Annotated in this window: 11 protein-coding genes; 5 read left to right on the plus strand and 6 right to left on the minus strand. The window is 63.6% G+C overall.

What is annotated here, in order from left to right:
- Positions 1–11 precede the first annotated feature (11 nt).
- From NAO55_RS06740 to NAO55_RS06760, 5 genes are all read left to right on the plus strand, one after another.
- The gene (locus NAO55_RS06740; protein WP_102840983.1) at positions 12–983 is read left to right on the plus strand and encodes a YVTN family beta-propeller repeat protein; all 972 of its coding nucleotides are present in this window, start codon (positions 12–14) and stop codon (positions 981–983) included.
- A complete protein-coding gene (locus NAO55_RS06745; RefSeq protein ID WP_102840982.1) occupies positions 980–1852 on the plus strand; it encodes an ABC transporter ATP-binding protein in 873 nt (290 codons plus the stop codon). The genes NAO55_RS06740 and NAO55_RS06745 overlap by 4 nt, the downstream gene beginning before the upstream one ends.
- Positions 1849–2640, plus strand: a complete 792-nt coding sequence (locus NAO55_RS06750; protein WP_102840981.1) for an ABC transporter permease — start codon at positions 1849–1851, stop codon at positions 2638–2640. The genes NAO55_RS06745 and NAO55_RS06750 overlap by 4 nt, the downstream gene beginning before the upstream one ends.
- A 103-nt stretch (positions 2641–2743) precedes the next feature.
- Positions 2744–3307, plus strand: a complete 564-nt coding sequence (locus tag NAO55_RS06755; RefSeq protein WP_102840980.1) for a PQQ-dependent catabolism-associated CXXCW motif protein — start codon at positions 2744–2746, stop codon at positions 3305–3307.
- 53 nt (positions 3308–3360) lie between these two features.
- Positions 3361–4026 (plus strand): response regulator transcription factor, encoded by a 666-nt coding sequence (locus NAO55_RS06760; protein ID WP_102840979.1) that lies wholly within the window; start codon positions 3361–3363, stop codon positions 4024–4026.
- A gap of 27 nt (positions 4027–4053) precedes the next feature.
- Here NAO55_RS06760 and cysG read toward each other — a convergent pair whose 3' ends face one another.
- The 6 genes from cysG to ftsK form a co-directional block, all read right to left on the minus strand.
- On the minus strand, positions 4054–5448 hold the full coding sequence (cysG, locus tag NAO55_RS06765; protein WP_102840978.1) for a siroheme synthase CysG: 1395 nt from the start codon (positions 5446–5448) through the stop codon (positions 4054–4056).
- 120 nt (positions 5449–5568) lie between these two features.
- Complete coding sequence (gene serS, locus NAO55_RS06770; RefSeq protein WP_102840977.1) at positions 5569–6849, minus strand: serine--tRNA ligase; 1281 nt, start codon at positions 6847–6849, stop codon at positions 5569–5571.
- A 72-nt stretch (positions 6850–6921) separates the two neighbouring features.
- The gene (gene crcB / locus NAO55_RS06775) at positions 6922–7296 is read right to left on the minus strand and encodes a fluoride efflux transporter CrcB (RefSeq protein WP_003298843.1); all 375 of its coding nucleotides are present in this window, start codon (positions 7294–7296) and stop codon (positions 6922–6924) included.
- On the minus strand, positions 7293–8618 hold the full coding sequence (locus NAO55_RS06780) for a replication-associated recombination protein A (RefSeq protein ID WP_102840976.1): 1326 nt from the start codon (positions 8616–8618) through the stop codon (positions 7293–7295). Before NAO55_RS06780 ends, crcB begins: the two co-directional genes overlap by 4 nt.
- A 70-nt stretch (positions 8619–8688) precedes the next feature.
- On the minus strand, positions 8689–9315 hold the full coding sequence (gene lolA / locus NAO55_RS06785) for an outer membrane lipoprotein periplasmic chaperone LolA (protein ID WP_102841436.1): 627 nt from the start codon (positions 9313–9315) through the stop codon (positions 8689–8691).
- A gap of 17 nt (positions 9316–9332) precedes the next feature.
- Complete coding sequence (gene ftsK, locus NAO55_RS06790) at positions 9333–11786, minus strand: DNA translocase FtsK (RefSeq protein WP_180981662.1); 2454 nt, start codon at positions 11784–11786, stop codon at positions 9333–9335.
- Between the last annotated feature and the right edge of the window lie 50 nt (positions 11787–11836).

An 11836-nucleotide genomic window follows, 5' to 3' on the forward strand; every position in this document is an offset into this window, starting at 1 on the left:
AGAATCCAACCATGCCCAGAACTGCCCTTGCCTCCGCCATCGCCATTGCTCTCAGCCTTGCCGCCGGCTCGGCTGTCGCCGCCACCGCCTACGTCTCCAACGAAAAAGACGACAGCATCAGCGTGATCAATCTGGACACGATGGAAACCGTCGAGACGCTGGAAGTCGGCATGCGTCCGCGCGGCCTCACGCTCTCCCATGACAACAAGCTGCTGTACATCTGCGCCAGCGACTCGGACACCGTGCAGGTCATGGACCTGGCCACGCGGCAGATCATCAAGCAGCTACCGTCGGGCGCCGATCCCGAGCAGTTCGCCCTGCACCCGAACAACAAGTGGCTGTACATCTCCAACGAGGACGACGCGCTGGTGACCGTGGTCGATGTCGACAAGGAAGAAGTGCTGGCGCAGATCGATGTCGGCGTCGAGCCCGAGGGCATGGGGGTGAGCCCGGACGGCAAGTGGGCGGTCAACACCAGCGAAACCACCAACATGCTGCACTGGATCGATACCAGCACCAACGAACTGGTCGACAACACCCTGGTCGACCAGCGCCCTCGCCACGTCGAATTCACCAAGGACAGCAAGCTGCTCTGGGCCTCGGCCGAGATCGGCGGCACGGTCAGCGTGGTGGACGTGGATAAACGCGAGATCCTCAAGACGCTGACCTTCAAGATCAAGGGCGTGCACCCGGACAAGGTTCAACCGGTGGGCGTCAAGCTCACCTCCGACGGCAAGTACGCCTTCGTCGCGCTCGGCCCGGCCAATCACATCGCCGTAGTGGACGCGAAGACCTACGAGGTGCTCGACTACCTGCTGGTGGGTCGCCGTGTCTGGCACATGGCGTTCAATCCTGACGAAAGCCTGCTGCTGACCACCAACGGCGTCAGCGGCGACGTTTCGGTGATCGACGTGGACAAGCTCAAGGTCACCAAGTCAATCAAGGTCGGCCGCTATCCATGGGGCGTGGTGGTCACTCCATGAACGCGCTGGAGGTCAGCGACGTCGCGTTCGCCTATGGTGAGCGGCGGGCGCTGGACGGGGTGAGTTTTACCGCAGCGCAGGGGCGTTTCACGGCGTTGCTCGGTCCGAACGGAGCCGGCAAATCGACGCTGATCGCGTTGCTGACCCGGCTGTACGACCTGCAGCAGGGGCAGATCCGTATCGCCGGCTTCGATCTGCGCGACACGCCGCGCAAGGCCCTTGCGCGCCTGGGCGTGGTGTTCCAGCAGAGCACGCTGGATCTGGACCTCACGGTCGAACAGAACCTGCGCTACCACGCGGCGCTGCATGGTATGCCACGTGCCGTGGCGAACGAACGCATCGAGATGGAACTCCAGCGCCAGCAGCTCGGCGAGCGGCGCCGCAGCAAGGTCCGCGAACTCAACGGTGGTCACCGGCGCCGAGTGGAAATCGCCCGTGCTCTGCTGCACCGGCCCGAGCTGCTGTTGCTCGATGAAGCCAGCGCCGGCCTCGATCCCGCCAGCCGCCAGGCGCTCAACCAGCATGTCCGCATGCTTTGCCAGGAACAGGGCATGAGTGTGCTGTGGACCACGCACCTGCTCGATGAAGTTCGCGCCGACGACGATCTGCTGGTGCTCAACCGCGGTCGCCTGGTGGCTCAGGGCCGTGCTGCGGAGCTGGCTACCGAGGGCGAAGACCTGGCGGCGAGCTTTGCGCGGCTGACCGGCAACGATACCCACGGGGCCGGTAGCAGCTTCGGCCACGAGCGTGCGGTGCTAGACGGTACGCCGCGTGCAATCGAGCCCCCACACGAGGCGGTGGCGCCTGCTTCCAACCCAGAGGCTGGCAGCGCGCGCGCGTCCCTCGAGTCCGGGCGGAGGAGCTCATGATCATCTACTGGGAATGCCTGCGCGGTATCGTTCTGCGTGAATGGCTGCGCTTCGTGCAGCAGCGTTCGCGCTTCTTCAGCGCCCTGGTGCGGCCGCTGCTCTGGCTGGTGGTGTTCGCCGCAGGCTTTCGCGCGGCGCTCGGCATCGCCATCATCGAGCCGTACGACACTTACATCACCTACGAAACCTACATCGTGCCGGGGCTGGCCTGCATGATCCTGCTGTTCAACGGCATGCAGGGTTCCCTGTCGATGGTCTACGACCGCGAGATGGGCAGCATGCGCGTGTTGCTGACCAGCCCGCTGCCGCGCAGCTTTCTGCTGGCCAGCAAACTCGTCGCTACGGCGTTGATCTCCTTGCTGCAGGTCTATGCCTTTCTCGCCATCGCCTGGTTCTACGGCGTACAGCCTCCAGCGCTGGGACTGATCGTCGCCCTGCCCGCCCTGCTGCTGGTGGCATTGCTGCTCAGCGCCCTGGGCTTGCTGCTATCCAACGGCATTCGGCAGCTGGAGAATTTTGCCGGGGTGATGAATTTCGTGATCTTTCCGATGTTCTTCCTCTCCTCGGCGCTCTACCCGCTGTGGAAGATGCGCGAGGCGAGCGAGTGGTTGTACTGGATCTGCGCCCTCAACCCCTTCACCCACGCCGTGGAGCTGGTCCGTCATGCGCTTTATCTGCGCCTGGCACCAACCGCGTTGATGGTCTGCATCGGGCTGACCCTGCTGTTCAGCCTTCTGGCGGTGCTCAGTTTCAACCCACAGCACGCAGCCTTGCGCCGCTCAGCCTGAGCGATCTACTACTTTGGTACCGGTTTTCCCCTCCATCGTAGGATTTAAAAGACAGGCCCATTGCTCTGTAATCGAGCTATCGAAACGCCATGGGATACAGACTATGTTCAGGTTGCTGCTGCCCCTGCTGATTGCCGCGCTGCCTGGGTTCTGTATACCCACGGTTGCCGCGGCCGAAGAACAGCTCGCGCTGTTCTCGCCTGAAGGCTATCGCCAGACGCAGTACCGCAGCCCGACACCTCCGTCCGCGGAAGGTGCGCAGACCCTGGACACCGCGGCTCTGCAGGCGCTGATCGCACAAGAGCCGGACCTTGTGCTGGTGGATGTCTATCGGAGTCAGTGGCTCGCCGGCCGGTTCATCGACAGCGAACCCCATGCAAACCTGCCCGGCAGCATCTGGCTGGCGAACACCGGCGATGGCAATCTGCAACCCGAATGGGCAAGCTACTTCAGCGATAACCTTGCCCGCGTCAGCCAGGGCAACATGCAGCGGCCACTGGTCTTCTACTGCCGCTCGGACTGCTGGCTCGGCTGGAACGCCACCAAGCGCGCCCATGGGCTGGGCTACAAACGACTGTACTGGTATCGAGATGGGGTGGACGGTTGGGAACAGGCGGGCCTGCCCTTGCGCCCTGCTACTCCGGAACCGCTGCCTGACGACGAGTAGCATCACCTGACCAGCATGCCCCCACCATAATCACAACAAAGAGGTGACCGGCCTTGTACAAGATTCTGATTGCGGACGACCATCCCCTGTTCCGTGAAGCCATCCATAACGTCATTCGCGATGGCTTCCCCGACAGCGAAATCCTCGAAACTGCCGACCTCGACAGCGCCCTTGCCTTGACGCTGGAGCACGACGATCTCGATCTGGTGCTGCTGGACCTGAACATGCCTGGGATGCACGGACTCAACGGCCTGATCAACCTGCGCAACGAGGCGCCGACGATTCCGGTGGTGATCGTCTCGGCGGAGCAGGACAAGCAAATCGTGCTGCAGGCCATTACCTATGGCGCGGTCGGCTTCATCACCAAATCCTCGCCGCGGCCGCAGATGACCGACGCCATCGAGCAGATCCTCAACGGCAACGTCTACCTGCCTTCGGACATCATCCGCAGCCAGAAGCCGAGCAGCCGCCACTCCCATCACAACGAGCCATCGATCCCGCCGGAACTGTTGCAGGCGCTGACGCGCAAGCAGCTGCTTGTGCTCGAGCGCATGACCAAGGGTGAATCCAACAAGCAGATCGCCTACAACCTCGACATCGCCGAGACCACCGTAAAGGCCCACGTATCGGCGATTCTGCGCAAGCTCAACGTGCACAACCGCGTCCAGGCGATCCTTTCTGCCGGGGACATCGATTTCACTGCCTATCTGCGCCGCTGAAACGGCGCAGACAGCGTCGACCTCTTGCTAGGCGTTCGCCTGGGCGCCTTCAAACCAGGCCAGTTTCTCGCGTAGCTGGACCACTTCACCGACGATCAGCAGCGTCGGTGCCTGCACCTGCTCCTGGGCGATACGCTGGGCGAGGGTTTCCAGCGTCCCGGTGAATACACGTTGATTGATGGTAGTGCCCTGCTGCACCAGCGCCGCCGGCGTATCCGCCGAACGTCCATGGGCTATCAGTTGCTGGCAAATCACCGGCAGGCCCACCAGGCCCATGTAGAACACCAGCGTCTGTGCCGGCGCGGCGAGTTCCGCCCAAGGCAGATCGCAGCTGCCGTCTTTCAGATGACCGGTGACGAAACGCACCGATTGCGCATGATCGCGGTGGGTGAGCGGAATGCCGGCATAAGCGGCACAGCCGCTGGCGGCAGTAATACCCGGCACGACCTGGAACGGCACACCGTTGGCTGCCAGTTCCTCGATCTCCTCACCACCGCGGCCAAAGATGAACGGGTCACCGCCCTTGAGCCGCAGCACGCGCTTGCCTTCCTTGGCCAGGGTCACCAGTTTCTGGTTGATCTGCTCCTGCGGCACCGCGTGTTCCGAACGCTGCTTACCGACGTAGATGCGGTCGGCATCGCGCCGGCACAGGTCGATGATCGCTGGCGCTACCAGGCGATCGTAGAGCACGACATCAGCCTGCTGCATCAGGCGCAAGGCACGGAAAGTCAGCAGGTCAGGATCACCCGGGCCAGCGCCTACCAAATAAACCTCGCCCAGCGCGCGCGGCGCTGCACCGGCAAGCTTCTCCGCCAGCAGGCGCTCGGCTTCGGCGCTGCACCCAGCCAACGCCTGCTCGGCGATCGGTCCCTGAAAGGTTTCCTCCCAGAACACCCGCCGCTGCTGAACGTTGGCAAACTTGGCTTTGACCTGAGCGCGGAACTGCTTGGCCAGACCCGCCAGCTGGCCGTAGGCCGCGGGAATCCAGGTCTCGATGCGCGCGCGAATCAACCGCGCCAGCACCGGTGCATCGCCACCACTGGAAACCGCAATTACCAGCGGCGAGCGGTCGACGATCGCCGGAAAGATCACGCTGCACAGCTGCGGCGAGTCGACCACGTTGACCGGCATACCCAGCGCGTTGGCGTGCTGCGAAACCGCGGCATTCAGCGGCTCGTCATCGGTGGCGGCGATGGCCAACACACAACCTTGCAGGTCTTGCGGGTCATAGCCACGATCGAGGCATTCGCCATCGCCTGCCTCTACCAGTTCGGCCAGTTGCGGCTCGATGCTCGGCGCCACCACCCGCAGCCGAGCTCCGGCTTCGCTCAGCAGCCGCGCCTTGCGCAGCGCGATCTCGCCACCCCCGACAATCAGTACCGTGCGGCCTTTGAGGTTGTGGAACAGCGGGAGGTATTCCATGGGCGAATCCTGGAGGGTCGTTGGTGGTAAGGGCATCACAGCCATTACGGCCGCGATGCCCCTTGTCGAATATCAAGGATCCGGCTTGATGCCGAACCGCGATGACGCAGCGCCGCAGCCTCAGCCGATGACTTCGATACCACCCATGTATGGTTTCAGCACGTCGGGTACCACAACGCTTCCGTCGGCCTGCTGGTAGTTCTCCAGTACGGCGACCAGGGTACGACCGACCGCCAGGCCTGAACCATTGAGGGTGTGCACGAGCTCCGGCTTGCCGGTTTCCGGATTGCGATAACGCGCCTGCATGCGCCGCGCCTGGAAATCACCGCAGTTGGAGCAGGAAGAAATCTCGCGGTACTTGTCCTGGCTCGGCACCCAGACTTCCAGGTCATAGGTCTTGGTCGCGCCGAAGCCCATGTCGCCGGTGCACAGCGACAACACACGGTAAGGCAGTTCCAGCAGCTGCAGCACCTTCTCGGCATTGCCGGTCAGCTCTTCCAGCGCCTCGAACGACCTGGACGGCTCGACGACCTGCACCATCTCGACCTTGTCGAACTGGTGCTGACGGATCATGCCGCGGGTATCGCGCCCGGAGGCGCCGGCCTCGCTGCGGAAACAGGGCGTGTGGGCGACGAACTTCAGCGGCAGCTCTTTGGCATCGAGAATCTCGCCGGCCACGATGTTGGTCAGCGACACCTCGGCGGTCGGGATCAGGTAGAAGTCCGCCTCGCCTTCGCGGCTGATCTTGAACAGATCTTCCTCGAACTTCGGCAGCTGACCGGTTCCCTGCAGCGCCGGGGCCTGTACCAGATACGGCGTGTAGGCCTCTTCGTAGCCATGCTCACGGGTGTGCAGGTCGATCATGAACTGCGCCAGGGCGCGATGCAGGCGGGCGATCGGGCCGCGCATCAGGGCGAAGCGGGCACCGGACAACTTGGCCGCGGTCTCGAAGTCCAGCCAGCCATGCTGCTCGCCCAGGGCGACGTGATCCTGAACGGCGAAGTCGAAGGTCTTCGGCGTACCCCAGCGGCGAACCTCGACGTTCTCGTCCTCATCCGCACCGACCGGCACCGACTCGTGCGGCAGGTTGGGAATGCTCAGCATCAGCTGGTCGAGTTCGGTCTGGATGCGGTCCAGCTCCTGCTTGCCGGATTCGAGTTCCGAGCCCATGCGATCCACGTCGGCGAGCAACGGCGCGATGTCCTCACCGCGCTGCTTGGCCTGGCCGATGGATTTGGAGCGCGCGTTGCGCTCGGCCTGGAGTTGTTCGGTGCGGGTCTGCACGGTCTTGCGCTGAGCTTCCAGCGCTTCGATGCGCGCCACGTCCAGCTGGTAGCCACGGGTGGCCAGGCGGGCCGCCACGTCCTGTAGCTGAGTGCGTACCAGTTTCGAATCAAGCATGGTGGGTCTCGTCTGTGAAAGCTTGGATGAAAGGCGAAGAGGGAGCGAAGTTTACTGTGAACGCGCGCCGGTTCATAACCTGGCGAGCGCCAGACCGGCCCAGGCCGCGAGCAGACCACCGAACACGCTGCCGCCGACATAGGCGAAGGCAGTCGCCAGCTGACCGCTTTCCAGCAGCCGCAGGGCGTCCAATGAGAAGCTGGAGAAGGTCGTCAGTGCGCCAAGAAAGCCTATGATCAGTGCGCCACGCAGCTCCGGCGAGATATCCGGCCGGGCGAGAAAGGTTGCATAGAGATAGCCGATCAGCAGACAGCCCAGCAGGTTCACGGCCAACGTGGCCAGATAGAAATGCCGCGGCCATTGCGCGCTGACCCAGGTCGCCAGGGCAAAGCGCAACAGGGTCCCGATCACGCCGCCACAGGCGACAGCGAAGGCCATGCGGATCATTCCTTTCTCCGTTGGATGGGGCTTTCGCGGTCGAGCCGGGCAAGGTGTTCGAGCTTGTCGCGGATCTTGCTTTCCAGGCCGCGTGGTACGGGGTGGTAGTAGCGACGCGGCTCCATGGACTCGGGAAAGTAATCCTCGCCTGCCGCGTAGGCATCCGGTTCGTCGTGGGCGTAGCGATATTCGTTGCCGTAGCCGAGTTCTTTCATCAGCTTGGTCGGCGCGTTACGCAGATGCAGCGGCACTTCCTGCGAGCCGTTTTCCGCCGCGTCGCGCATGGCCGCCTTGAACGCGGTATAGACGGCGTTGCTCTTCGGCGCGCAGGCGAGATAGACGATCGCCTGCGCCACGGCCAGCTCCCCTTCCGGACTACCCAGGCGCTCCTGCACGTCCCAGGCGTTCAGGCACAGGGGCAGCGCGCGGGGGTCGGCATTACCGATTTCCTCGCTGGCCATGCGCACGACACGCCGGGCGATGTACAGCGGGTCGCAGCCACCATCGAGCATGCGCGCAAACCAGTACAGCGCCGCGTCGGGATTGGAGCCGCGCACGGACTTGTGCAGCGCCGATATCTGGTCGTAGAAGGCCTCGCCGCCCTTGTCGAAGCGTCGGCGACTGTCGCCCAGCAGATCCTGCAGCAGATCGGTGCTGATGCTGCCGCCCTCCTCGGCAAGGTCCGATGCATTCTCCAGCAGGTTGAGCAGCCGACGACCGTCACCATCGGCTGCCGCCAGCAGCATCTGGAAGCTCTCCTCCGGCAGCGTGAGATTGAGCTCGCCCAGGCCCTTGGGCTCGGTCAGCGCGCGCGCCACCAGCTTGCGCAAGGCCACTTCGTCCAGGCTTTTCAGCACGTAGACGCGAGCCCGCGAGAGCAAGGCGTTGTTGAGTTCGAAAGAGGGGTTTTCGGTCGTGGCGCCGATAAAGATCAGCGTACCGTCTTCGACGTAAGGCAGGAAGGCGTCCTGCTGGGACTTGTTGAAGCGATGCACTTCGTCGACGAACAGAATGGTCCGCCGGCCGTACTGCGCCGCTTGCTGCTTGGCGATCTCCACCGCCTGGCGGATCTCCTTGACCCCGGCAAGCACGGCGGAAACCGTTTCGAAATGGGCATCGGAGACCTTGGCCAGGAGCCGCGCCAGAGTGGTCTTGCCAACACCGGGCGGCCCCCAGAACACCATGGAGTGCAACGCGCCCTGCTCCAGCGCCTCGCGCAACGGCTTGCCGCGCGCGAGCAGGTGCTCCTGCCCGACGTATTCGTCGAGGCTGGCTGCGCGCAGACGCGCGGCAAGTGGCTGGGCGACAGGTTCGCGGCTGAACAGGTCCATTGCGGACGGTTACCTCGATTGCAGCGGCCCGCCGCTGCGCAGGCCGCCTGATACGAATGTCAGATTAGGCTCACTCGGAAATGACGTCGGCACCCTCGGGAATCTCGAAGGTGAATAGGTCGGCCTTGAGCGGCTGATTCATCTTCACCCCCATGAAGAGGATATTGGTGCGCTGACCGACACTGTCGATCAGCTGCATGTCATTGATCACGCCGCCGCGGAAGGACAGCCGCAGGTTGTCGAACAGGGTGTCCTTGGCCTTGGGCTTGAGGGTGAAGTCCACCACGTCCCCGGCCTCCTTGTGCGAGACCTCGAAGTTCTCGCTGATGGTGGAGACGTCGCCGGACAGCAGCAAAGCCGGTGTGTGAGTCAGGCGCTGGTCGAGCTCCTGGATGGTGACCTGCTCGAGATCCGGGTCATACAGCCACACCTTCTTGCCGTTGGACACCAAGAGCTGCTCCATCGGCGCATCGGTGTGCCAGCGGAACTGGCCGGGGCGCTTGAGTGCCAGCTCTCCGGAGGTCTCCTGCAGCTGGGTGCCGCTGCCGTCGAGCGAGAGCTGTGAGAAGCGGCCAGTCAGGGTTTCGGCCTGATTGAGCAGGCCGGTCAGGCGTTTGGTGGAAGCCGCCTGGTCGGCGTGGGCCGGTACCAGAGCGACCATCAGGACAGATGCACACAGCAAACGGATCAATTGCATGTAGCCCTCGAAGCGATTCAATCGCGCATGGGTGGCGGCGCGATGACCTCGCGCGAGCCGTTGGTATTCATGGATGTCACCACGCCGGCCATTTCCATGGCTTCGATCATGCGTGCGGCGCGGTTGTAGCCGATTTTCAGCTTGCGCTGCACCGCGGAGATCGACGCGCGGCGGCTTTCGGTCACGAAGCGAACGGCCTCGTCGTACAAGGGGTCTTCTTCGCTACCTTCCCCGCTGCCTTCGCCACCACCGCCCTCGAAGCCGCTACCAGCCTCTTCCACGCCGGCGAGGATGTCCTCGATGTAGTCGGGCGCTCCGCGAGCCTTCCAGGCTTCGACCACACGATGCACCTCGTCATCGGAGACGAACGCACCATGCACGCGGATCGGCAGGCCGGTGCCCGGCGGCAGGTAGAGCATGTCACCGTGACCGAGCAGCTGCTCGGCGCCGCCCTGGTCGAGGATGGTGCGCGAGTCGATCTTGCTCGACACCTGGAAGGCCATGCGCGTCGGGATGTTGGCCTTGATCAGACCGGTGATCACGTCCACCGACGGACGCTGGGTGGCGAGAATCAGATGGATGCCCGCGGCCCGCGCTTTCTGCGCGATGCGGGCGATCAGCTCTTCGACCTTCTTGCCGACGATCATCATCATGTCGGCGAACTCGTCGACCACCACCACGATGGTCGGCAGGCTCTTCAGATAAGGCGGCTCGTCATCCATCGACTCGCGCTTGTACAGCGGGTCGTGCAGCGGCGTTCCGGCCTCTTCCGCTTCCTTGATCTTGCGGTTGAAGCCCGCCAGGTTGCGCACGCCCATGGCGGCCATCAGCTTGTAGCGCCGCTCCATCTCGGCCACGCTCCAGCGCAGCGCGTTGGCAGCTTCCTTCATGTCGGTGACCACTGGGCAAAGCAGGTGCGGAATGCCCTCGTAGATCGACAGCTCGAGCATCTTCGGGTCGATCATGATCAGTCGCGCCTCTTCCGGCGTCGACTTGAACAGAATCGACAGGATCATCGCATTGACCCCCACCGACTTACCGGAACCGGTGGTACCGGCCACCAGCAGGTGCGGCATCTTCGCCAGGTCGGCGATGACCGGTTTGCCGCCGATATCGTGACCGAGCGCCAGGGTGACCGGCGACTTGGCGTCGTCATAAGGCGCTGACGACAGCACCTCGGAGAAACGGACGATCTGCCGATCCTCGTTGGGAATCTCGATGCCCACGGTAGTCTTGCCAGGAATGACCTCGACCACGCGCACGCTGACCATGGCCATCGAACGCGCCAGGTCCTTGGCCAGATTGGAGATGCGGCTGACCTTGACGCCGGCCGCAGGCTGGATCTCGAAACGGGTAATCACCGGGCCTGGGTGAACCGACTCGACCACCACCTCGACGCCGAACTCCTTGAGCTTGATCTCCAGCAGCCGCGACATGGCCTCGAGAGACTCCGGCGAATACTGCTTCTGCTGCTTCTCGGCTACATCGAGGATGGAAATCGGCGGCAGAGTGCCTTCGACCGCGGTGTCGACGAACAGCGGCGCCTGCTTCTCCTTGAGTACGCGCTTGCTCGGCTCGGCCGGTTTGGGCGGTGCGGGCGGTGTGATCACCGGGGCCGGGCGCTTCTCCAGCTCGCTCATGTGCTTGGCCAGTGCCTCGTCGCGCTCGATGATGCGCTCCTTGACCTTCGCCTGCTCGCGCCGGTCGCGCACCATCGGCGCGGCCACCTCGCTCACCACGTCGTCCGCCTCGCGCAGCTGTGCGACCAGCTGCTTGCGTTCGGCGCGGGCACTCCACCAGCGGCTGAAGAAGCTCTGGATCAACTCCAGCAGGTCGAGCGTGATCTTGCCGGTGATGTCCATCACCTTGAACCAGGAAAGGTCGGTAAAGACCGTCAGCCCGAACAGGAAGAACGCCAGCAGGGCGAGCGTGCTGCCCTGCACGTTGAGCGTCTGCACCGCCAACTGGCCAAGGCTTTCGCCCAGCGCACCGCCTGAGGATGCCGGCAAGGCTTCGCCGCCCTGAAAATGGATATAGGCGAGCGCCGAACCGGACAGCACGAGAAACACCAAGCCGATCAGCCGCCATGAGAACAACCAGCCATTCCACACCCAGGGCTGGTGACGCGCACGGAATACCTGCCAGGTCTTGACGCCCAGCAGCAGCGGGAAGAGGTATGCGAAGTAACCCAGCGCCATGAACAGCACATCGGCGAACCAGGCACCCGCACGCCCCGCGGCGTTGCGCACCTGATCGACGTTGCTCGTGTGGGTCCAGCCCGGATCGCCCGGATCGTAGGTCAATAACGCCATCCACAGGTAGACGCAGAGCGCACCGAGCGCTATCAACGCGCCTTCCTTGAGGCGATAGTGCAATTGTTGTCGCCAGACGGTTGCCGGCGCGGTAGATGAGGAATTCTTCAAAACGCTTTCTTTCCTGCGCCTGCGGCGCGATGAACCGTAGTCAGCCAGAACCTTGGCATTGTACGGGTTTGTCGATTCGATGGCATGCGGGTTCCGCG

The sequence above is a fragment of the Stutzerimonas frequens genome (assembly GCF_024448335.1).
Lineage (GTDB): Bacteria > Pseudomonadota > Gammaproteobacteria > Pseudomonadales > Pseudomonadaceae > Stutzerimonas > Stutzerimonas frequens.

Bases quoted from the DNA above. Each gene is read 5' to 3' on its own strand.
- NAO55_RS06780 (WP_102840976.1), bottom strand. From the start codon at position 8,618: ATGGACCTGTTCAGCCGCGAACCTGTCGCCCAGCCACTTGCCGCGCGT.
- NAO55_RS06745 (WP_102840982.1), top strand. From the start codon at position 980: ATGAACGCGCTGGAGGTCAGCGACGTCGCGTTCGCCTATGGTGAGCGG.
- NAO55_RS06740 (WP_102840983.1), top strand. From the start codon at position 12: ATGCCCAGAACTGCCCTTGCCTCCGCCATCGCCATTGCTCTCAGCCTT.
- NAO55_RS06750 (WP_102840981.1), top strand. From the start codon at position 1,849: ATGATCATCTACTGGGAATGCCTGCGCGGTATCGTTCTGCGTGAATGG.
- NAO55_RS06755 (WP_102840980.1), top strand. From the start codon at position 2,744: ATGTTCAGGTTGCTGCTGCCCCTGCTGATTGCCGCGCTGCCTGGGTTC.
- serS (WP_102840977.1), bottom strand. From the start codon at position 6,849: ATGCTTGATTCGAAACTGGTACGCACTCAGCTACAGGACGTGGCGGCC.
- crcB (WP_003298843.1), bottom strand. From the start codon at position 7,296: ATGATCCGCATGGCCTTCGCTGTCGCCTGTGGCGGCGTGATCGGGACC.
- cysG (WP_102840978.1), bottom strand. From the start codon at position 5,448: ATGGAATACCTCCCGCTGTTCCACAACCTCAAAGGCCGCACGGTACTG.
- lolA (WP_102841436.1), bottom strand. From the start codon at position 9,315: ATGCAATTGATCCGTTTGCTGTGTGCATCTGTCCTGATGGTCGCTCTG.